At 73.9% G+C, this 21,278-nt stretch carries 20 protein-coding genes; 16 read left to right on the top strand and 4 right to left on the bottom strand.

Annotated elements, in window-relative coordinates:
* Nucleotides 1-22 precede the first annotated feature (22 nt).
* Nucleotides 23-859: a biotin--[acetyl-CoA-carboxylase] ligase gene (locus AC0VX2_RS02720; protein ID WP_069941775.1), complete on the bottom strand. Its 837-nt coding sequence runs from the start codon at nucleotides 857-859 to the stop codon at nucleotides 23-25.
* 189 nt (nucleotides 860-1,048) lie between these two features.
* Between AC0VX2_RS02720 and AC0VX2_RS02715 the strand changes: the two genes are divergently transcribed.
* The 6 genes from AC0VX2_RS02715 to AC0VX2_RS02690 all read left to right on the top strand — a co-directional run bounded on the left by AC0VX2_RS02715 (nucleotide 1,049) and on the right by AC0VX2_RS02690 (nucleotide 8,967).
* The gene (locus AC0VX2_RS02715; RefSeq protein ID WP_069941774.1) at nucleotides 1,049-2,632 is read left to right on the top strand and encodes an acyl-CoA carboxylase subunit beta; all 1,584 of its coding nucleotides are present in this window, start codon (nucleotides 1,049-1,051) and stop codon (nucleotides 2,630-2,632) included.
* A complete protein-coding gene (locus AC0VX2_RS02710) occupies nucleotides 2,629-2,922 on the top strand; it encodes a hypothetical protein (protein WP_475432625.1) in 294 nt (97 codons plus the stop codon). Before AC0VX2_RS02715 ends, AC0VX2_RS02710 begins: the two co-directional genes overlap by 4 nt.
* 35 nt (nucleotides 2,923-2,957) lie before the next feature.
* Nucleotides 2,958-4,646, top strand: coding sequence for a DUF885 domain-containing protein (locus tag AC0VX2_RS02705; RefSeq protein ID WP_123243884.1), 1,689 nt, complete (start codon nucleotides 2,958-2,960; stop codon nucleotides 4,644-4,646).
* A complete protein-coding gene (locus tag AC0VX2_RS02700; protein WP_475432624.1) occupies nucleotides 4,643-5,338 on the top strand; it encodes a Maf family protein in 696 nt (231 codons plus the stop codon). The genes AC0VX2_RS02705 and AC0VX2_RS02700 overlap by 4 nt, the downstream gene beginning before the upstream one ends.
* A 164-nt stretch (nucleotides 5,339-5,502) precedes the next feature.
* Complete coding sequence (locus AC0VX2_RS02695) at nucleotides 5,503-7,359, top strand: acetyl/propionyl/methylcrotonyl-CoA carboxylase subunit alpha (protein ID WP_063188783.1); 1,857 nt, start codon at nucleotides 5,503-5,505, stop codon at nucleotides 7,357-7,359.
* Between the two features lie 171 nt (nucleotides 7,360-7,530).
* The gene (locus tag AC0VX2_RS02690) at nucleotides 7,531-8,967 is read left to right on the top strand and encodes an MFS transporter (RefSeq protein ID WP_369998724.1); all 1,437 of its coding nucleotides are present in this window, start codon (nucleotides 7,531-7,533) and stop codon (nucleotides 8,965-8,967) included.
* 116 nt (nucleotides 8,968-9,083) lie between these two features.
* Here AC0VX2_RS02690 and AC0VX2_RS02685 read toward each other — a convergent pair whose 3' ends face one another.
* On the bottom strand, nucleotides 9,084-10,514 hold the full coding sequence (locus AC0VX2_RS02685; RefSeq protein WP_141843179.1) for an NAD(P)H-quinone dehydrogenase: 1,431 nt from the start codon (nucleotides 10,512-10,514) through the stop codon (nucleotides 9,084-9,086).
* 73 nt (nucleotides 10,515-10,587) lie between these two features.
* Here AC0VX2_RS02685 and AC0VX2_RS02680 point away from each other — a divergent pair, with 73 nt between their 5' ends.
* From AC0VX2_RS02680 to AC0VX2_RS02655, 6 genes are all read left to right on the top strand, one after another.
* Nucleotides 10,588-11,433: a purine-nucleoside phosphorylase gene (locus AC0VX2_RS02680; protein ID WP_044659714.1), complete on the top strand. Its 846-nt coding sequence runs from the start codon at nucleotides 10,588-10,590 to the stop codon at nucleotides 11,431-11,433.
* Nucleotides 11,433-13,163 carry a phospho-sugar mutase gene (locus tag AC0VX2_RS02675; RefSeq protein ID WP_475432623.1) on the top strand — a complete coding sequence of 577 codons (1,731 nt, stop codon included), beginning with the start codon at nucleotides 11,433-11,435 and terminating at the stop codon, nucleotides 13,161-13,163. The genes AC0VX2_RS02680 and AC0VX2_RS02675 overlap by 1 nt, the downstream gene beginning before the upstream one ends.
* Before the next feature lie 20 nt (nucleotides 13,164-13,183).
* On the top strand, nucleotides 13,184-13,873 hold the full coding sequence (gene deoC / locus AC0VX2_RS02670) for a deoxyribose-phosphate aldolase (protein ID WP_221844911.1): 690 nt from the start codon (nucleotides 13,184-13,186) through the stop codon (nucleotides 13,871-13,873).
* A gap of 58 nt (nucleotides 13,874-13,931) precedes the next feature.
* The gene (locus AC0VX2_RS02665; protein ID WP_036317357.1) at nucleotides 13,932-14,237 is read left to right on the top strand and encodes a hypothetical protein; all 306 of its coding nucleotides are present in this window, start codon (nucleotides 13,932-13,934) and stop codon (nucleotides 14,235-14,237) included.
* Between the two features lie 78 nt (nucleotides 14,238-14,315).
* On the top strand, nucleotides 14,316-15,383 hold the full coding sequence (locus AC0VX2_RS02660; protein ID WP_355504649.1) for an acyltransferase family protein: 1,068 nt from the start codon (nucleotides 14,316-14,318) through the stop codon (nucleotides 15,381-15,383).
* Entirely contained in the window at nucleotides 15,380-16,318 is a 939-nt protein-coding gene (locus AC0VX2_RS02655; RefSeq protein WP_144919176.1) for an arsenate-mycothiol transferase ArsC, read from the top strand. The genes AC0VX2_RS02660 and AC0VX2_RS02655 overlap by 4 nt, the downstream gene beginning before the upstream one ends.
* Nucleotides 16,319-16,328: 10 nt before the next feature.
* On the opposite strand, the gene AC0VX2_RS02650 is transcribed toward AC0VX2_RS02655, so the two are convergent.
* Nucleotides 16,329-17,663: an O-antigen ligase family protein gene (locus tag AC0VX2_RS02650; protein ID WP_155933523.1), complete on the bottom strand. Its 1,335-nt coding sequence runs from the start codon at nucleotides 17,661-17,663 to the stop codon at nucleotides 16,329-16,331.
* Nucleotides 17,664-17,789: 126 nt separating this feature from the next.
* On the opposite strand from AC0VX2_RS02650, the gene AC0VX2_RS02645 reads away from it, so the two are divergent.
* Nucleotides 17,790-18,944, top strand: coding sequence for a YveK family protein (locus AC0VX2_RS02645; RefSeq protein WP_355504652.1), 1,155 nt, complete (start codon nucleotides 17,790-17,792; stop codon nucleotides 18,942-18,944).
* Nucleotides 18,869-19,180: a hypothetical protein gene (locus AC0VX2_RS02640; RefSeq protein ID WP_475432622.1), complete on the top strand. Its 312-nt coding sequence runs from the start codon at nucleotides 18,869-18,871 to the stop codon at nucleotides 19,178-19,180. The genes AC0VX2_RS02645 and AC0VX2_RS02640 overlap by 76 nt, the downstream gene beginning before the upstream one ends.
* Nucleotides 19,181-19,288: 108 nt before the next feature.
* On the opposite strand, the gene AC0VX2_RS02635 is transcribed toward AC0VX2_RS02640, so the two are convergent.
* Nucleotides 19,289-19,855: a hypothetical protein gene (locus AC0VX2_RS02635; protein WP_355634210.1), complete on the bottom strand. Its 567-nt coding sequence runs from the start codon at nucleotides 19,853-19,855 to the stop codon at nucleotides 19,289-19,291.
* A 212-nt stretch (nucleotides 19,856-20,067) separates the two neighbouring features.
* Here AC0VX2_RS02635 and AC0VX2_RS02630 point away from each other — a divergent pair, with 212 nt between their 5' ends.
* On the top strand, nucleotides 20,068-20,952 hold the full coding sequence (locus AC0VX2_RS02630; protein ID WP_355504660.1) for a nucleotidyltransferase family protein: 885 nt from the start codon (nucleotides 20,068-20,070) through the stop codon (nucleotides 20,950-20,952).
* Nucleotides 20,942-21,274 carry a PqqD family protein gene (locus tag AC0VX2_RS02625; protein WP_141843162.1) on the top strand — a complete coding sequence of 111 codons (333 nt, stop codon included), beginning with the start codon at nucleotides 20,942-20,944 and terminating at the stop codon, nucleotides 21,272-21,274. Before AC0VX2_RS02630 ends, AC0VX2_RS02625 begins: the two co-directional genes overlap by 11 nt.
* The last annotated feature ends 4 nt before the right edge of the window (nucleotides 21,275-21,278 follow it).

The following is a 21,278-nucleotide window of genomic DNA, read 5'->3' as shown; positions in this document are numbered from 1 at the left end:
CCTCCTGACCGGGACGGGTGTGTCATGCGCCGCGATGGACGTCTCCGCGCAGGTGGGCCACGTCCCCCGCACTGACCTCGGTCTCGATTGTGCCACGATCCGGTGTGACGTGCCTCACGCGCAGGGTGCCACCGGGGCCGAGGCCCACGGCCGTGCCCTCCAGCACGCCGCCGCCGGGCAGCTCGGCGCGCACCGCGCGGCCCAGCGTGGAGAGCCGGTCCGCCACGGCCGCCACGGCCGGGTGACGCCCGTCGACGGCCGTCGTCTGCCCCGCCACGCCCGCCGCGAAGCGGTCCACGGCCGCCACGACGGCGTCGCGCAGCTCGACCGCGAGGTCCCGGGGGGCGGGCACGGCGTCCGCGCCGATCCACTCCGCCAGGTCCGTGGCGGTGTCCACCGGGGCGGCCCCGCGGTGGTCCAGGTTCACGCCCATCCCGACGACGACGCCGGGCCCCTTGCCGTCCGAGGACAGCGCCACCGTGGCCAGCACGCCGCACAGCTTGCGCCCGTCGGTGGCGAGCACGTCGTTCGGCCACTTCACGTGCGTCGGGACGCCCCGGGCCGCGAGGCGCTCGGCGACCGTGGCGGAGGCGACGAGCGAGAGCCAGCTCAGATGGGCCGGAGAGACCGGCACCCCGCCGGACTCGGGACGCAGGTACACGGACAGGGCGAGCGCCGCCCCCGGCGCGGCGCTCCACACCCGGGAGTGCCGTCCCCGGCCGGCCCGCTGGTCCGCGGTGGCCACGGCCGCACCGTGCCGGTGTCCCTCGCGGTCCAGCCGTGCGAGGAGCTCATCCTGCGTGGAGCCGGCGGAGTCCAGCCAGGTCAGATCCGGTGTGGGGGCGTCGTCGGGGTGCATGCCCCTAGATATACACGGCGTTCCCGGGGGCGGGCTGGGCGGGCCGATCCGCTCCCGGGGCGCGCGGAGGGGCGGCCCGGGCCGACGTCCCCGCCGTTTGTGGGCTTCCTCCAACCGAGGGCGTCCGCGGCGGCCCGTACACTGGCCGACTGAGCCTCCGCATCTGGCGGACCACCACAAGGAGGACGTGTGACCGATCCCGATCTGACCACCACGGCCGGCCGGCTGGCCGACCTGCATCGGCGGCTCGAGGCGACGGCCGCGCCCGGCGGCCCGGACGCCGTCGAGCGCCAGCACGCTCGCGGCAAGCACACCGCGCGCGAGCGGATCGACCTCCTCCTGGACGAGGGCTCCTTCGTGGAGCTGGACGCGCTGGCCGTGCACCGCACCACCGCGTTCGGCATGGACGCCAAGCACCCGGCCGGCGACGGCCTGGTGTCCGGCTTCGGCACCGTGGACGGGCGCCAGGTGGCCGTCTACTCCCAGGACTTCACGGTGTTCGGCGGCTCGCTGTCCGAGCGCAACGGGCAGAAGATCGTGAAGGTCCAGGAGTTCGCCGCGCGCAACGGCTGCCCCGTGATCGGCATCCTCGACGGCGGTGGCGCGCGCATCCAGGAGGGCGTGGCCTCCCTCGCTCAGTTCGCGGACATCTTCCGGAACAACGTCCTGGCCTCGGGCATGATCCCGCAGATCTCGCTGATCATGGGCCCCTCCGCCGGCGGCGCGGCCTATTCGCCGGCGCTGACGGACGTCGTGGTGATGGTGGACCAGACCTCGCACATGTTCATCACCGGCCCGGACGTGATCAAGACCGTCACGGGCGAGGACGTGGACATGGAGACCCTCGGCGGCGCCCGCTCGCACAACGCCACCTCCGGCACGGCCCACTACATGGCCTCCTCGGAGGAGGACGCGATCGCGTATGTGCAGGACCTGCTGGAGTTCCTGCCCTCGAACAACCTGGCCGAGGCCCCCGCGTTCGAGCCGGCCTCCCTCGAGCTCACGGCGGAGGACGAGGCGCTGGACGAGATCGTCCCGGACTCCGCCCACCAGCCCTACGACATGCTCGAGGTCATCGCCTCGATCGTGGATGAGGGCCACCTGCTGCAGCTGCAGGAGATGTACGCGCCCAACGTGATCACCGGCCTGGCCCGCCTGGACGGCATGAGCGTGGGCGTCGTCGCGAACCAGCCGCTGCAGTTCGCCGGCACCCTGGACATCGCCGCCTCGGAGAAGGCCGCGCGGTTCGTGCGCTTCTGCGACGCGTTCAACATCCCGATCATCACCCTCGTGGACGTGCCCGGGTTCCTGCCCGGCACGGACCAGGAGTTCAACGGCATCATCCGCCGCGGCGCCAAGCTGATCTACGCCTACGCCGAGGCCACCGTGCCGAAGCTGACCGTGATCACGCGCAAGGCCTTCGGCGGCGCATACATCGTGATGGGCTCCAAGAAGCTCGGCGCGGACCTGAACCTGGCCTGGCCGAGCGCGCAGATCGGCGTGATGGGCGCCCAGGGCGCCGTGAACATCCTGTACCGGCGCGACCTGAAGGCGACGGCGGAGGCGGGCGGCGACGTCGATGCGCGCCGGGCCGAGATCGTGGCCGACTACGAGGCCGAGCTGCTCAACCCGTACCAGGCCGCCGAGCTGGGCTACGTGGACGCCGTGGTGCCCCCGCACGCCACCCGCGGCCAGCTCATCCGCGCCCTGCGCGCCACCCTGCACAAGCGCGAGGCCCGCCCCGCCAAGAAGCACGGGAACATGCCGCTGTGAGCGCCCCGCTGGGTCCGGGCGCCCCGGACGAGAACGACGAGTCGACGCAGGCCACGCCGGCGTCGGCCGACCCGCTGCAGCTCAGCGGCCCGGAGTTGGAGCCGGAGGAGATGGCGGCGCTGGCCGCCGTCCTCGAGGCGGCCGCCGCGGCCCGGGCCGAAGCCGCCCGGCTCGCCGCCGCGGCCGCCGACCCCCGTCCCCTGGACCGCACGCTCCGCCGTCGCGGCGACCTGGGCCTGTGGGCCCGGCCCGGCCGCGGCCAGTGGCGTCACGGCGCGGGCCCGCAGTGAGCCGGGAGGCGGGCGCCAGCGCCTAGAGTGCCGGTATGACCCAGCACACCTCCGAGGCCGCCGCCGACGGCGCCCGCACCCCGTCCGCCATCGACGCGCTCGCCGAGCGCTACGTGACCGACCTCCTCGCCCTGCATCCGGACACCGCCACCGAGCTCGGCTTCCCCGGCCGGGAGACCGAGTACACGGACTTCTCCCCCGCCGGCGCCCGCGCCGACGACGAGCTCAACGCCCGCCTGCTCGAGGACTTGGCCGCGCTCGAGCCGCAGGACGAGACGGACCGCGTCACGAAGGCGGCCATGCAGGAGCGCATCGGCCTCGAGCGGGAGATCCACGCGACCGGCCGCACCGAGCTGAACAACATCGCCTCCCCCGCCCAGGGCATCCGCGCGGTCTTCGATCTCATGCCCACGGACACCGCGGAGCAGTGGGGCCACATCGCCGGCCGCCTCGAGAACCTGCCGGCCGCCCTGCGCGGCTACACGGAGTCCCTGCTCGCCTCCCGCGACGCCGGCCACGTGGCTGCGGTGCGCCAGGTGGACATCGTGGTGGAGCAGGCCCGCGCCCACGGCGCCGCGGGCGGGTTCTTCCCGGGCCTGGTCGAGCGGGCCGAGGCAGCCGACGTCGTGGACGACGCCCTGGCCGCCCGCATCCGCTCCGGCGCGGACGCCGCCGCGCAGGCCTACCGCGACTTCGCGGACACGCTCGAGGCCGAGCTGCGCCCGCACGCCCCGGAGGCGGACGGCGTCGGGATCGAGTACTACCGGCTGGCCTCCCGCGTCTTCCTCGGCGCCGAGATCGACCTCGAGGAGACCTACCGCTGGGGCCAGGAGGAGCTGGCCCGCATCATCGCCGCGCAGCAGGCGGACGCCGAACGCATCCGGCCGGGCGCCACGATCGAGGAGGCGCGCGCGATCCTGGACGCGGACCCGGAGCGCACCCTGAAGGGCACCGAGGCCCTGCGCACGTGGATGCAGCGGCTCTCCGACGACGCGGTCGAGGCCATGAAGGAGCACTTCGAGATCCCGGCCCCGATGGACCGGCTCGAGTGCATGATCGCCCCCACCCAGGAGGGCGGCATCTACTACACCGGCCCCTCGGACGACTTCTCCCGGCCCGGCCGCATGTGGTGGTCCGTGCCCCCGGGCGAGGACGAGTTCACCACGTGGGCGGAGACCACCACGGTCTACCACGAGGGCGTGCCGGGCCATCACCTGCAGATCGCCACCGCCATGATGAACCGGGAGAACCTCAACCTGTGGCGCCGCAGCTTCTGCTGGACGTCCGGCCACGGCGAGGGCTGGGCGCTGTACGCGGAGAAGCTCATGGAGGAGCTCGGCTTCCTCGACGACCCGGGCGACCACCTCGGCATGCTGGACATGCAGCGCATGCGCGCGGCCCGCGTGGTGTTCGACATCGGCTACCACTGCGGCTTCGACGCCCCCGAGTCCGAGGGTGGCGGCGCGTGGACCCCGGAGAAGGGCTACGCGTTCCTGACCAAGCACCTGAGGATCTCCGAGGGCCAGCGCCGCTTCGAGTTCACGCGCTACCTCGGCTGGCCGGGGCAGGCGCCGGCGTACAAGGTGGGTCAGCGCATCTGGGAGCAGATCCGCGCCGAGCACGAGCAGGCCGAGGGCGCCGACTTCGACCTCAAGGCCTTCCACACGCGGGCCCTGCGCCTGGGCGGCATGGGCCTGGACACCCTGCGGGAGGCACTCGCGTGATCCCGCACGACGACGGCGCGGCCGGCCCCGGCACGGGCCTGCGGCTGGTGCTCGGCTCGGCCTCCCCCGGCCGGGCGGAGGTCCTGACCCGGGCGCGGGTGCCGTTCCGCGTCGTCGTCTCGGGGGTGGACGAGGCGGCCGTGGGCGCGGCGGCGGGCGACCCGTCGCCGACGGAGCTGGCGGGCCTGCTGGCGGAGGCCAAGGGCCGCGACGTGGCCGCCCGTGTGGCGGCCGCCGGCGTCGAGGCGCCCACGCTCGTGCTCGGCTGCGACTCCGTGTTCGAGTTCGAGGGCCGCGCCCACGGCAAGCCCTACGAGCCCGAGGTCGCCGTCGAACGCTGGCGCGCCCAGGCCGGCCGGGAGGGTGTGCTGCACTCGGGCCACTGGCTGGGCCTGGTGCTGCTGGAGCCCGGGGTCGGGTCCGGGATGGCCGCGGAGGCGGGCGTGGTGTCCGCCGTCGTGCGCTTCGGCGCCGTCACCGAGGCCGAGATCCAGGCCTACGTGGCCACGGGCGAGCCGCTGCACTGCGCGGGCGCGTTCACGGTGGACGGCGCTGGCGCGGCCCTCGTGGACGGCGTGGACGGGGACCCCAACGCGGTGATCGGGCTGTCCGTGGCGTGGCTGCGGCGGGCCACGGCGGCCCTGGGCCAGGACTTCACCCGGTTGTGGGAACCCTCCAACGCGCAGCGCTGATCCGGCGCGACAGGGCCGCGTGCCTCGGAGGGTTCCGCCACAACGAGTAGGGTGCTGGTCAGAGTCGGCGCTGTCCCGCGCCCTTCGCCCCACCGGGTGAGGGGCGCGACCCCGGACGTGACGCCCGCACCCCCAGCCGTGATCGTCCGAGGAGTCCATCGCCCATGAGCATCGCCGACGCACCGCAGGCCTCGGTCGTCCCGCCCGTCGACCCCGCGGCGGAGCGCCGGTTCTCCCGGGTGCTGATCGCCAACCGCGGCGAGATCGCCGTGCGCATCATCCGGGCCTGCCAGGACGAGGGGCTGACCTCCGTGGCCGTCTACGCCGAGCCGGACCGGGACGCCCTGCACGTGACGCTCGCGGACGAGGCCGTGGCCCTCGGCGGGGAGACCGCCGCCGACTCCTATCTGGTGATCGGCAAGATCCTCGACGCCGCCGAGCGCGCGGGCGCGGACGCCGTGCACCCCGGCTACGGCTTCCTCTCCGAGAACGCGGACTTCGCGCGCGCCGTGGCCGATGCCGGCCTCGTGTGGATCGGCCCGCCCGCCGAGGCGATCGACCGGCTGGGCGACAAGGTCTCGGCCCGCCAGCTGGCCACCAAGGTCGGCGCCCCGCTGGCGCCGGGCACCACCTCCCCCGTGACCGGCACGGAGGAGGTCGTCGCGTTCGCGGACGAGTTCGGCCTGCCGGTGGCCATCAAGGCGGCCTACGGCGGCGGCGGCCGCGGCATCAAGGTGGCCCGCACGCGCGAGGAGATCCCCGAGTTCTACGAGTCCGCGGTCCGTGAGGCCGTGGCCGCGTTCGGCCGGGGCGAGTGCTTCGTGGAGCGGTTCCTGGACAAGCCGCGCCACGTGGAGACGCAGTGCCTGGCGGACGTGCACGGCGACGTCGTCGTGATCTCCACCCGCGACTGCTCGCTGCAGCGCCGCAACCAGAAGCTCGTGGAGGAGGCCCCGGCGCCATTCCTCACGGACGAGCAGAACGCCCGCCTCGTGGAGTCCTCCAAGGCGATCCTGCAGGAGGCCGGCTACGTCGGCGCGGGCACGTGCGAGTTCCTCGTGGGCCAGGACGGCACCATCTCCTTCCTCGAGGTGAACACGCGCCTGCAGGTGGAGCACCCGGTCTCCGAGGAGATCACCGGCATCGACCTCGTGCGCGAGCAGTTCCGCCTGGCCCGCGGTGAGGCCCTCGGCTACACGGACCCGCAGCCCCGCGGCCACTCGATCGAGTTCCGTCTCAACGGCGAGGACCCGGGCCGCAACTTCCTGCCCGCCCCCGGCAGGCTCACCACGTTCCGCATGCCCAGCGGCCCGGGCGTGCGCGTGGACTCCGGCGTGGTGGAGGGCGAGGCCGTCTCCGGGGCCTTCGACTCCATGGTCGCCAAGCTGATCGTCACCGGCGCGGACCGCCGCCAGGCCCTGCAGCGCGCCGCCCGCGCCCTGCGCGAGGCCGAGATCGTCGGCATGCCCTCGGTGCTGCCCTTCCACCGCGCCGTGGTGCGCGACCCCGCCTTCGCCCCCGAGATCGCCGGCTCGGAGGAGCCGTTCTCGGTGCACACCCGGTGGATCGAGACGGAGTTCGCGAACCGCATCGAGCCGAGCGCCCTCACCCCGGCCGAGCCGGCCCCCCGCGAGGCGCGCCACACCGTGACCGTGGAGGTCAACGGCAAGCGCGTGGACGTCACCCTGCCCACGTGGGGCGAGGCCCTGCACACGATCTCCGGCGCCGCCCAGCGGGCCGGTGCGGGACGACGCCGGCCCCGCGGCAAGCGCGGCGCACCGGTGGCCGCGGCCGTCAGCACGGACGCGCTGACCGCCCCGATGCAGGGCACCGTGGTGAAGGTCGCCGCCGAGAACGGCCAGACCGTGGCCGAGGGCGACCTGATCGTGGTCGTGGAGGCGATGAAGATGGAGCAGCCGCTCACGGCCCACCGCGCGGGCGTCGTCAGCGGGCTCGAGGTCGAGCCGGGCCAGACGGTCACGGCCGGCACGGTGATCGCCACCATCGCCGACGCGGAGTGAGCCGCCGGCGACGACGGCGGGGAGCGCCGGCGTCGTCGACTGGTTCCACATGGTGGACGTCGGGGACATGACTCTCGCAGATCGGCGCGACGAGGCTTAGCCTGACACGCATCTTCGTCTCACATCGTGGTCGCTCGCGACCCCCTGTGCCCGTCATACCAGGGAGACACCATGTCCCACTCCACCCCGCCCGCGAACCCGGGCGCCCCCACCGATCTCACGTCGGACGCGGTCGCCACCGCGGAGGAGGTGCCCCGCTCGCGGGTCATCATCGCCTCCCTCGTGGGCACCTCGATCGAGTTCTACGACTTCTACATCTACGCCACGGCCGCCGTCTCGGTCTTCCCGCTGATCTTCTTCGCGGGCGGCGACGACAACACGGCCCTGCTGGCCTCCATGGCCACCTTCGGCGCGGCGTTCGTCGCCCGGCCGCTGGGCGCCGTCGTCTTCGGCCACCTGGGCGATCGCGTGGGCCGCAAGACCACGCTCATCGGCTCGCTGCTGACCATGGGCATCGCGACGTTCCTCATCGGCCTGCTGCCCACGTACTTCCAGATCGGCCTGTGGGCGCCGGCCATGCTGACGCTGCTGCGCTTCTTCCAGGGCCTGGGGCTCGGCGGCGAGTGGTCCGGCGCCGCCCTGCTGGCCACCGAGTACGCCAAGGACGGCAAGCGCGCTCAGGCGGCCATGTGGCCGCAGCTCGGCGCGCCGATCGGCTTCCTGCTGGCCAACGGCCTGTTCCTCGCGCTCGTGCTCGGCTTCGGCCACGACTCCACGAACCCGGTGCTCGACGGCCCGTTCCTCACGTGGGTGTGGCGCGTGCCGTTCCTGCTCTCGATCGTGATGGTGGCCGTGGGCCTCTACGTCCGCGTCAAGCTCGAGGAGACCCCGGTCTTCCAGCGCGCCCTCGACCGCGACCAGCGCGTCAAGGCGCCGCTGGGCGAGGTGTTCCGCCGCAACTGGTGGGAGCTGATCCTGGGCACCTTCGTCATGTACGCCACCTACGTGCTCTTCTACCTGATGACCACGTGGATCCTCTCCTACGCGATCGGCAAGCCGGCCAACGGCTTCCTGGGTGTCCCCTACGCCGAGTTCCTCGTGCTGCAGCTGGTCGGCATCCTGTTCTTCGCGGCGTTCGTGCCGGTCTCCGGCCTGCTGGCGGACCGCTTCGGCCGCCGCCCCACCCTGATCGTGATCTCGGTGCTCATGGTGCTGTTCGGCCTCTCATTCGGCCTGTGGCTCGCGCCGGAGAACATGGGTGTGGGCGCGGAGCTGAACGTGCCGCTGATGCTGACGTTCCTGGCCACCGGCATGACGCTCATGGGTCTGACCTTCGGGCCCATGTCCGCAGTGCTGCCTGAGCTGTTCCCCACGAACACGCGCTACACCGGCTCCGGCATCGCCTACAACGTGTCCTCGATCCTCGGCGCGGCGCTGACCCCCTTCATCGCGGCCTGGCTCGTGCAGAAGTTCGACGTCTCCTACGTCGGCTACTACCTGGCCGCCGCCTCGGCGATCACCGTCATCGCGCTGGTGCTCTCCCCCGAGACCCGCCACACGGACCTCGACACCGTCACCTCGGCCCGGGAGCGCCGCGCCGCGCGCTGACCCCGCCCGGTTCCCCGCCCGGGGCCCCCGCCCGCACTGTCGAACGTGACATCGGGGGAATGGACGCTTTCGGTCGTGAGATAGGGCCTATCTCACGACCGAAAGTCGTCTCTGGGTCAGATGCGCACGTGCAGGCGGCGGGCCGCCTCCGCGATCGACCCGGACATGGACGGGTACACGGTGAAGGTGTCCGCGAGGTCGTCCACGTGCAGCTTGTGCGTGACCGCGAGCGCGAGCGCGTAGATCAGCTCGGAGGCGCGCGGCGAGACCACCACGCCGCCGATCACGGTGCCGGAGCCCTGACGGGCGAAGATCTTCACGAACCCCTCCTCAGCGCCGGACATCTTGGCGCGAGGGTTGGTGTGGAAGTCCAGGCGCAGCACGTCCGCCTGGTACTGGCCGGAGTCCACCTGCGCCTGCGTGACGCCCACGGTGGCGATCTCCGGCGAGGTGAAGATGTTCGAGGCCAGCAGGTGCGGGCGCAGCGGCTTGAGGGCGTCGCCGAGCAGGTGGGCGACGGCGATGCGCCCCTGCATGGCCGCCACCGAGGCGAGGGCGAGCTTGCCCGTGCAGTCGCCCGCCGCGTAGATGCTCGGCACGGACGTGCGGGAGACGCCGTCCACGATCACGTGGCCGGAGTCGGCCAGCTTCACGCCCACGTCGTCGAGGCCGAGGCCCGCCGTGTTCGGCACGCCGCCGACGGCGACGAGGGCGTGGGAGCCCTCGATCGACGGGGTGTCCTCGGCGCCCTCGCCGGAGAGGTGCACGCGCACGCCGGTCTCGGTCCGCTCGACGGCCTCGGCGCGGGAGCGGGCGATCACCCGGAGGCCGTTGTCCTCGAAGACCTTCTCGAGCAGCTCGGCGGCGTCGGCGTCCTCCCCGGGGAGCACGCGGTCACGCGAGGAGACGAGGGTGACCTTGGCGCCGAGGCGGTTGTAGGCCGAGGCGAACTCGGCGCCGGTGACGCCGGAGCCCACGACGATCAGGTGCTCGGGAAGCTCCTTGAGGTTGTAGACCTGCTTCCAGTTGAAGATCCGCTCGCCGTCCGGGACGGCGGTGGGCAGCTCGCGGGGGCTCGCGCCGACGGCCACGAGGATCGCGTCCGAGGTGATGATCTCGGGCTCGGCGCCGGCGTCGGCGTCGTCGAGGGCGCGGACGGACACCTCGTGGGGGCCGACGACGCGGCCCACGCCGTCGATCACCCGGACGCCGACCCGCTCGAGGCCCGCGCGGATGTCCGAGGACTGCTCGTGGGCCAGGTTCAGGATGCGGCGGCCGACCTGGCCCATGTCCGCGTGGACCTCGGCCCCGCCGAGATCGACGCCCAGGTCCACGGAGGCGCCCACGCGGCGCATCGAGTCGGCGGCGGCGATCAGCGTCTTGGAGGGGACCACGTCCGTGAGGACGGCCGCGCCGCCCAACCCCTGGCGCTCGACCAGGGTCACGCGGGCGCCCAGCTTCGCGGCCACCATGGCGGCCTCGTAGCCGCCGGGGCCGCCGCCGATGATGGTCAGGGACGGGATGAAGGTGCTGTTTTCCTCGGTCACGGGCTCCATTGTGTCCGCCGCGGACGGGAAAGTCCTAGCCCGCGCTCACGGGACACCGCCTAGACTCCACGACGTGACCGACCAGACCAGCATCCCCTCCCCCGACTCCCCCTTGACCGGCGACCATCCGGGCTTCGCCGAGGCCCGCGCGGCCGCCGACACCATCGCCCGGGCGACGGGCGTGGCGGAGCACCGCGTCGCCGTCGTCCTCGGCTCCGGCTGGGGCGAGGCCGCCGGCCTGATCGGCGACGAGGTCGCCGCCGTGCCGCTGGCCGAGGTGCCCGGCTTCCACGCCCCGAAGGTGCCCGGCCACAACGCGGTGATCCGCTCGGTCCGGCTGCCGGACGGCACGCACGCCCTCGTCTTCGGCTCGCGCACGCACTTCTACGAGTCCCGCGACGCCCAGGCCGTGGCGCACACCGTCCGCACCGCCGCCGCCGCTGGGGCGCGCACCGTGGTGCTGACCAACGGCTGCGGCGGCCTGGACCCGGAGATCGCCCCGGGCACCCCCGTCCTGATCGCGGACCACATCAACCTCACCGGCGCCACCCCGCTCGTCGGCGCCACGTTCGTGGACCTGACCGACCTCTACTCCCCGCGGCTGCGCGCGATCGCCCGTGAGGTGGACCCGTCCCTGCGCGAGGGCGTGTACGTCCAGTTCGCCGGCCCGCAGTACGAGACCCCCGCCGAGGTGCGGATGGCGCGCACCCTCGGCGGCGACCTCGTCGGCATGTCCACGGCGCTGGACGCGATCGCGGCCCGTCACGCCGGGCTGGAGGTGTTCGGCATCTCGCTGGTGACCAACCTCGGCGCCGGCATCTCGGAGACGCCGCTGTCCCACGCCGAGGTCGTCGAGGCCGGTCAGGCCGCCGGCCCGCGCATCGCGCGTCTGCTCGCGGACATCGTGGGGCGGCTCTGATGCCCGCGCATCCCCCGCACGACGACGTCGCCGCGCTCCCGGAGGACGTCCTCGCCCGGGCTGAGCGGTGGGCGGCGGAGGACCCTGACCCCGCGCACCGGGACACCCTGCGCGCCGAGCTCGACGCGGCCGCCGGCGTCGGCCCGGAGGCCGCGGCCGCCCGGGCGGTGCTCGCCGCGCGCTTCGCCGGGCCGCTCGCCTTCGGCACCGCCGGCCTGCGCGCCCAGGAGGGCCCGGGCGAGTCCCGCATGAACCGGCTCGTGGTGCGCCGCACCGCGGCGGGTCTGGCCGCCCACCTGTGGGACGGCGTCGGACGGGACGCAGCCCCGCCGCTGGCCGTCGTCGGGTACGACGCGCGGCGCGGTTCGGCCGCCTTCGCCGCGGACACGGCCGCCGTCCTGACGGCCGCGGGCGTGCAGACCGTCCTGCTGCCAGAGGCGCTGCCGACGCCGGTCCTCGCCTTCGCGGTGCGCCATCTCAGCGCGGACGCGGGCGTGATGGTCACCGCCAGCCACAACCCGCCCGCGGACAACGGCTACAAGGTCTACCTCGGCGGGCGGCTCACGGACGAGGCGGGTCGCGGGGCGCAGATCGTCTCCCCCGCGGACGCGGAGATCGCCGCCCGCATCGACCACGCGGCGTGGACCGCGGACATCCCGCTCGCCGACGACGGCTGGACCGTGGCCGGGCCGGACCTGCTGGAGGCCTACCGCGCGGCGGCCCTCGGCGTGCTCGACGACGACCGGCACGGCCACCGCGACCTGCGCGTGGTCTACACGCCCCTGCACGGGGTGGGCGGCGCCGTGGTCCCGGGCCTGCTCGAGGACGCCGGCTTCGGCCCCGTCCACGTGGTGGCCGAGCAGGCCGCCCCGGACCCGGCCTTCCCCACGGTCGCGTTCCCCAACCCGGAGGAGCCGGGGGCGATGGACCTCGCCCTCGCCCTGGCCGCCGAGGTGGACGCGGACCTGGTGATCGCCAACGACCCCGACGCCGACCGCCTGGCCCTGGCCGCGCCCGTCACCGACGCGCACGGCGTCCGCACGTGGCGGATGCTCTCGGGCGACGCCGTCGGGACGCTGCTGGGCGCGCACGCGATGCCGGCCCTGCACGCGGCCGGCCGCAGCGCCGCGAACTCCGTGGTCTCCTCCCCGCAGCTGGCCGCCCTGGCGGAGGCGAACGGGGTGAGGCACCACGTCACGCTGACCGGCTTCAAGTGGATCTCCCGCGCCCCGGACCTCGGCTTCGGCTACGAGGAGGCCCTCGGCTACTGCGTGGACCCGGACATGGTGCGGGACAAGGACGGCATCACGGCCGCCCTCATGGCCGCGGAGCTGGCCGCCGCCCTCACGGCGCAGGGACGCGGCCTGATGGACGCCCTGGCCGACGTCGACGCGGTCACCGGCGCCATGCCCAGCGCCCAGGTCTCGGTCCGCGTGGCGGACCTGTCCCTGATCGCCCGCACCATGACGGCCCTGCGTCAGCAGGCGCCGGCCACGCTCGCGGGCGAGCCGGTCACCGTGCGCCGGGACCTGGCCGCCGGCGGGGACGGGCTGCCGCCCACGGACGCGCTGCTGTTCGCCACCGACTCCGGCACCCGCGTCCTCGTGCGCCCCTCCGGCACCGAGCCCAAGCTCAAGTGCTACCTCGGCACCCGGGACGCCGACCCGGCCGCGGCCGCCGAGCGGCTCGAGGCGCTGCGGGCCGAGGTGACGGCCCTCGTGGGCGGCTGAGCCTCGGTAGGCTGGTGGGCATGACCGTCTCCCTCACCACCGCCGAGCTGGCGAAGTACATCGACGCGACCGCCCTGAAGGCCGACACCTCGGAGGCGGACGTGCGCCGCCTCGTGGCCGAGTCCCGCGAGGCCGGGGTCAAGAGCGTCTGCATCAACCCCGTGTGGGTGCCGCTGGTGGCCGCCGAGCTCGCGGACTCGGACGTGCTGACCTGCACCGTGATCGGCTTCCCCCTCGGCGCCAACACCTCGGAGGTCAAGGCCTTCGAGGCCCGGCAGGCGATCGACGCCGGCGCGGACGAGGTGGACATGGTCCTCGACATCGCCGCGGCCCGCGCCGGGGACCGCGCCCGGCTCGTCGCGGACGTCCGCGCCGTGGCCGAGGCCGCCCACGCGGACGGCCCCGCGGGCGATGGCGGGGCGTTGCTCAAGGTGATCGTGGAGACCGCCCTCCTGGACGACGACGCGATCGTCCTGGCCTGCGAGGCCGCGGTCGAGGCCGGGGCGGACTTCGTGAAGACCTCCACGGGCTTCTTCACCGCGGGCGCCACCGTCGAGCACGTCGCGCTGATGCGCCGCACCGTGGGCGAGGACATCGGAGTGAAGGCCTCCGGCGGGGTGCGCACCCGCGAGGACGCCCTGGCGATGATCGAGGCCGGCGCCACCCGGATCGGGGCCAGTTCCGCGCTTGCTATCCTGGGATCCGACTGACTCGCATCACTTCGGCCGGGCGTCCGCCCCGGCCGGGACCGCACCGAAGGAGCATCACGTGATCCGCAACGGCAAGGCCATCGACCACTCCAACGTGGGCGGCGTCTGGGGTTCCCTGATCGCCTTCATCGTCGCCTTCGGCGCGTTCCTCGGCTGCCTCTACGCCATGGGCTTCTGGTCGCTCGAGTCGGTCTGGATCCCCGGCCTGATCGCGCTGGCCCTGGCCACTGTGGCCTTCATGATCCCCAAGGCGTTCCTGGGCCGCAGCGACACCGTGGACACCACCGCCATCCACACCCGTCCCGTCGTCGAGCACGCCGCCTCCGGCGCCCACGCCGTCGAGACCGGCGCCGCGCACCGCTGAGCCGTCCCGGAGCCGAGGATCGCTGACACCGGTCGTCCGGCCGCCGCGCGCCGAAGGGCGTCCACCCGCAACACGGGGGTGGACGCCCTTCGGCTTGTCTCGATCGCGGCGGTGGTGCTGGGTCACGCGTACCTGACGGACCTCACCTTCAGCCGGTACCTGGAGATCTGGCGGATGCCGCTGTTCTTCTTCCTCACCGGCTACTTCTGGACGCGCGGCCGTCCCTGGGCCACGGACGTGCGGGGCCGCTTCCGGAGCCTGATGGTGCCGTACCTGGTGTGGGCGGCGCTCATGTCCGTGGCCGCGTTCGCGTGGTTCGCCGACGACCCCGACCTCCTGCGGCGCCTGATGCTCACCGGCTGGTATGGGGGCGCGGACCAAGAGCCCCCGTGGTGGGCGTTCTGGTTCATCTCCGTCCTGTTCTTCACCACGGTGCTGCGCCGATTCCTCGAGCGCTTCCCGTCCGCCGTCGCCTGGGCCGTGGGCCTGGCCGGGCTCGCGTGGGCCCACCTCGTGCCGGACTCCGCGATCGCCCGCACGCCACTGGGCGTCGGGCTGGCCCTGCCCTGCCTGCTGTTCGTCCTCAGCGGCGAGACGTTCCGCCGCCGCGTCCAGCCGCACGTGCGGCGCCACCGGACGCTCATCGGCGTCGGCCTGGTGCTGCTCGGGCTGGTCGCGGTCCGGCTGGGCCTGGAGCCGCCCAACATCAAGTTCGGCGGCTTCGGCACGCCGGTGCTCACCCCCGCCGTGGGCGTCCTGATGTCCGCGGGGATGGTGCTCGTGTTCGGTTCCACGGTGGAGGGGCTGCTGCGCTCCTTCGCCCGACGCACCGGGACGGGGCAGGCCCTGCGCCGCGCCATCACCGCCCTGGTCCGGACGGGCACGGTGGTGGTGCTGCTGCACGGCTGGGTGCTGATGTGGGTCACGCGCCACGGCGTGGAGGACAACGCCGCCAAGTTCGCCCTCGCGCTCGCCCTCAGCTGGCTGGCAGGCCTCGCCCTGCTCGCCACCCCCCTGTCCAAGCCGTTCACGGGGGCGCGCCGCCGCTGGCACCCGGTGCACCGCCTGCGACACGTGGAGCCCCCGCACCCCGTCACGTCCGCGCTGCCGCGCGTCCCGACCGCCTCGGAGAGGACACACCCATGAGCAGGGATCATCGCCCCCCGATCCGCAATCCGTTCCTGCCGCCGACGCCGGAGGAGCCCGAGGTGCCGACCCGCGACGGCGGCCACCCGGCGGGTGACGGCGGTGACGCCGGCGCCCCGGCGGCCGCCACGGCGCGGGAGGATCGCCTCGCCGAGTTCCGGCTCGGCCCGGCGTTCCTCCCCCACCCGGCCGACCCCGCCGCGCCGCGGCAGCATGCGACGCCGGCCGAGCGCGCGGTGGCTCCCGCGACCGCCGCGGCCGCTGAGCCGGCCTCGCCCGCCTCACCGGCCGACCGTGTCCCCGGCCCCCTGCCGAGCGCCCGCGTCCTCGTCGTGTGCACGGGCAACATCTGCCGCTCCGCCTACGTGGAGTACGCGCTGCAGGCGCAGCTCAACGCCCTGCTCGGTGACCGGGGCCGCGCGGTGGTCACGAGCGCGGGCACGGAACCGAACCAGGCGCTGACCGTCCCCGGCCCGCTGCTCGACCTCGCGCCGAGCCGCCGAGTCCGCGCCGCGTTGACGCAGCATCGACCGCAGCAGCTGACCGGGCGTTCGCTGGCGGACCAGGACCTCGTCCTGACCGCGACGGACGACCACCTGGACGAGGTGCTGCGTGAGGACCCCGCGGCGGTGCGCCGGACCTTCACGATCCTCGGCATGGGCACCCTCCTGCGCGACCACGGCGAGGAGCTCGCCGCGGCGGTCCCTCCGGGCGCGGGCGTCACCGCGCTCGTCACGGCGCTGGCGGAGCTGCGCTCCCGCCTGATCGCCCAGGGGGAGCGACCGGACGCGGATCTGCCGGACCCGTTCCGCGGCCCCGCCGAGGGCTACGCCGCCATGGCGCAGACCGCGCAGCCGATCGTCGAGCTGCTGGCGTGGGAGATCGCCCGGGCCCTCGACGGGGACCTCGTGGAGGAGGAGCCGACGGGCGCCTGACCGGCCGGCGTCAGAGATCGGGGACGGCGTGCCCGCCGGAGGACGGGGCGTGCTGCCCCCGGCGCGCCGCGGCCAGCACCCGACGGCGGCGCCGCTCGAGCACCTCGCTCTCGAGCGGGGCGTCCCGCTCGTCGAGCCAGAGGGTCACGCCGGCGGCGACGACGAGCATGCTCGGGATCGTGATGAACACCTCGCCCAGCTGCGTCGCGGAGACGAACACGACGACGGCCGCCGCCTCCACCGCCACGCGTGAGGGGGTGCGCAGCCGGGCGCTGAACAGGCGCAGCCCGAAGAACGCGTACGCGCCGAGGACGGCGAGGAGGAGCACGACGCCGCCCTCGGTGTAGAGGCCCGCGTAGGAGTTGTGGTAGTGCCACGTGGCACCGCCGAAGTCCACGTACGCCGTGGTGAGGCCCCGGCCGTACCACGGCGTCTCCGCGACGCGCACGGCCGTCTCGGCCTGGATGTTCGAGCGCAGCCAGTCCGTGCCGGTGCGGTCCGCGAAGAAGGCGATGCGGGCCAGGTTCTCCTCGGCGAACGCGACCGCCCAGGCGAGGACCGCCAGCAGGACCAGGCGCAGACCCGCCCCCATCCGCGGCGTCAGCCAGAGCCACAGGACGGCGCAGGCAAAGCCCGCCATGGAGGTGCGGGAGCCCGTGAGGACGACGCACACCGCCGCGGCGACGAGCAGGATCAGCTTCCACCGCCGCGTCCGCACGAGGGCGAGCGCCAGGACCGGCATGGCCGCGTAGTAGAGGCCCGCCACGTTCTTGTCCGCGAGGACGCCGGTCAGGAAACTGCCGTAGGGCGCGGGCACGAGGCCGGCGTAGAAGAGGGGCACGTTCAGGGCCATGGCGGCGCCGAGTCCGACGGCGAGCGAGCGCAGGCTGAGCCGGCCGCCGGCGATGCAGCCGACGAGCCCGACGAGGGCCGCCATCCGCACCCACCGGCGCAGCCACTCCAGGTCCGGGATGCCCTGGGACACGGAGACGACCGCGAGGAACAGCAGTACGGCGGCGGCGAGCACGGCGGTCAACCCGAGGGCGGAGACATCACGGCGGGACCGTCGGCACAGCGCAAGGCCCAGCAGGAGGAGCATGCCCGCCTCGTTCAGCGGGAGCGCCACGGGGCCGAGGGGGAGGCTGAACGCCTCCATGGCCAGCAGGGCGCCGAGCAGCAGCTCGGGAATGCGCAGGGGCTCACGCGGGGCAGCGGCGTCCTGGCCGGCCGACCACACGGACGTGCCGCGGGCGGCGGCGCGGGCGTGCTTCTCGCGCTCCGCCCGCAGGGCCACGTAGCGAGGATCGGAGGATCGCGACCCCCGCGCGTCGTACCCCACCGTCATGACCGCCCCTCCGTCGTCATCCCGGGGCACGTCTCCGCCCCACGCCCAGCGTAGACGAGTGCGAAGGAATGGGCTGTCCCCCTTGTTAGAGTGACCTGAGTCGCTGCCCTTCGATCCTGGGACACCATGAACATCATCGATTTCCTCCGTGTGCTGCGCGCGAACCGCCTGGTGATCCTGGGATGCGCCGCGCTGGGCCTGGCGATGGGCCTTGTCTACTCGCTGCTGCAGCCCACGCTGTACACCGCCACCTCGTCCGCGTTCGTCACGGTGGAGGGGGAGGCGAGCATCTCCGGCACGGAGACCGCCCAGACCCGCGCCCAGTCCTACATCCCGTTGATCAACAGCCGCACGGTCCGCGAGCGGATCGCGTCCGAGGGCTTGGACACCGCCGGCGCGACCATGAGCGCCGCCCTGGTGCCGAACTCGAACCTCATCACGGTGTCCGCCGTGGCCCCCGACGCGCAGCAGGCCGCCGACCTCGCCAACGGGGCGCTCGTGGCGACCGCCGACGTGGCGAACGAGCTCGATCCGACGTCCAACGTCAAGGTCACGGCCATGGAGGACGCCCTCGCGCCGGCCGCGCCCTCGAGCCCGGACCGCGTCCGCCACCTGCTGTACGGCCTGGGCGCAGGCCTCGTCCTCGGCCTGATCGTCGCGCTCCTGCGGCGGCTGCTGGACGTCAACGTGCGGACGACGACGGACGCCCAGGTGGCGGGCGGGGCGGGCCTGCTCGGCGCCATCCCCCTGGACCCCAGCATGAAGGCGGAACGCACGGCGCCGATGGCGCCCCTCTCCCCCCGCGCGTCGGAGGCGGTGCGTCAGCTGCGGACCAACCTGCGGTTCGCTGCGGTGGACGATCCGCCCCGCACCATCGCGTTCACCAGCTCCAACCCCGGCGAGGGCAAGTCGACGGTGATCGGCAACCTGGCCCTGACCGTGGCGGCCGCCGGCCAGCCGGTGATCCTCATCGACGCCGATCTGCGGCGCCCCCGTCAGGCCCTGCAGTTCGGCGTCGACGGCCGCGTGGGCCTGTCCGAGGTCCTCAACGGGGACGTCGCCCTCCAGGACGTGCTGATCCCCGTGGGCGAGGACGGGCTGCTCCTCCTGCCTGCCGGCCGCACTCCCCCGAACCCGTCCGAACAGCTCGGCTCCGAGCGGATGAAGGACCTGCTACCGCCCTCGCCGAGACGCACATGGTGCTCGTGGACGCCCCGCCCGTGCTGCCCGTCACGGACTCCACCCTGCTCGCCACGGCGGTGGACGGCACCGTCCTGGTGATCCGCCACGGCAAGACCCGCAAGGAGCACCTCGAGGTGGCCCGGGACATGCTCGCGGGCGTCAACGCCCGGGTGCTCGGCGTCGTGCTCAACGGCACCCCGGCCTCCGGTGTGGGCTCGGACTACTACGGCGGGGGCTGCGGCGCGGACGGCGGCAGCTACGACGTCTACTACCAGGCGCCCCGGGACGCCGCCGACGCCGCGGCCGGGACCGCGAGCGACACGTCGGGACGCTGACCGCGCCCGGCTGCAGGGCCAGGTCGCCGCACCGACGGCACGGGCCCGGGGATGCAGAAGGGCCCCGCCTCCGGGGAGGCGGGGCCCTTCGATGTGGTGCTCAGACGATCAGCACTTCTTCACCGAGGGCGGGGTGGTCTGGAAGCAGTTGCCGAAATCGACGACGCCGCCGTTGCACAGATCCGCGCCCTCAGGAGCGCCCGTCGGCAGGGCCAGCTCCAGCTTGCCATAGACGCAGCCGGTCTCCTTGCCCGAGTTGCCGGTCTCGTTCAGCACGTAGTGGTAGGTCTTGGACTCGCCCGGCTGGAGGCGCAGCTCGGCGTCCCCGTCGGCCAGTCGCGTGCCTCCCTCGCACGGGGGGGCGGTGTAGAGACGCGCGTCTTTGCCGCTCCGGGTGGCCTGGCCGTCGAACGCCACGGTCCACTCGCCCGGGCTGACGTACACGGGGGTGGGGGACGTGTTGGTGACGGTGATGGTGAAGCCGTAGCCCTGCTTGATGCCATCGCGGTGGCCACCGCCCTGGTACTTCACGGCGGCGCCCGAGGTCACGTTGACACAGGCGGTCGGGGAAGCGGCGGCGAACGGGGCGGCGGCGACGGCGGCGACCGCCGGAACCGACCAAGCGATGCCGGCGGTCACCTTGCGACGGGAGAGGGTGGAGGTGTTCTTCTGCATGGGCTTCACTCGTTTCGCGTTGAGGTGTGGCTTTCGCGCCCGAACGGGGTCAGGGGTCACGCGAGCGGACAAGAGCCCCCGCGACACCCTTCATGAGAATCGGCTGTGGAGGTCTCAAAGACAGTGTAGACGGTTCGCCCAGCTCGTCGCCAGCCTCCCTGTGCACCCGTGTGGAGGAGGGGCCCTCCTTTCGGTCGACTAAGCTCGCGGCCATGGGCGAACGAGCGACGGGACCGCGACCGGCCGCCCCGCCGTCCCTGGATTTCGAGGTCCGCGTCCGCCTCGCCCACGCCCGCATCGCGCACCTGCTGGACCGAGCCGGCATCCGCGCCCTGCACCTCAAGGGCTACGCCACCGAGCCCGGCGTCTACCCCGATCACCGCCGCAGTTCGGACGTGGACCTCCTCGTCCACCCCTCAGACGCCGCCGCGGTCGCGCTCCTGGCCTCGCACGGCTGGGCCCCCGTGGCCGACTTCTCCGAGGGCTCGATCTTCGAGCACGCCGCCACCCTGTGGCACGACCACCTGGGCTACGTGGACGTGCACCGTCTGTTCCCCGGTCTCGGCACGGACGCGGCCCGCACCTTCGACGCCCTGTGGGCGGAGCGCGTCATCCATGTGATCGCCGGCCGACCGGTCCCCGTGCCCGGCCCGGTGCACCAGCGGCTCGTGGTGATCGTCCACGCCGCGCGGGACTCGCACCGGGGCGCCCTCGACGTCCGCCACATCAGAGACACGTCCAGCCCGGCCGAGTGGGACGCGCTGCGGCAGGAGGCGCGCCGGCTGCACGCCACGGCGGCCTGGCACGTGGCCACCGGCGAGGAGGCGGACGGCATGGACGCACACGACCTCGCCCTGTTCGAAGCCCTGCAGGCCGACGAGAGCGGCCTGGACCTGTTCCGCACCCGGTGGCGCACGGCCCGCTCCGCGCGGGAGCGCGCCCGCCTCGTGCTGCACACGCTGCCCGTGAACCGCCCCCATCTGCAGATGCGCCTGGGCCGGCCGGTCACCCGCGCGGACCTGTGGCGCGAGCAGGGCGCCCGGCTCGGCGCGCTCGCCGGCTGGGCCTGGACGAAGGCGGTGCGCCGTGACCGTTGAGACCACCGAGGGCTGGGCCCTCGCCCCCGACATCGCGTGGGCCCGCACCGCCGGCGGCCAGACCGCCGTCATGACGCTCGAGGCCGGTCAGCCGCTGCTGTTGAGCGCCTCGGGAGACGTGATCTGGGACGTCCTCGTGGGCGGCCGCACCCCGGCGGACGACCTGGTCGCGGATCCGCCGGCGCCGCTGTCGACGACGGACGTCACGGTCCAGGTGGCGGAGGCGTTCGGCCTCGACCCCGCCGACGTCGCGGCCGACGTCCACGCCTTCCTCGAGATGCTCGAGGCGCACGGCGTCCTCGTCCGCGTGCGGACGGCCTGACCCG

This window comes from Micrococcus sp. iso_239 (assembly GCF_056173395.1).
The sequence above is the reverse complement of the archived record's forward strand: the minus strand, read 5'-3'. Positions and strand labels throughout refer to the sequence as shown.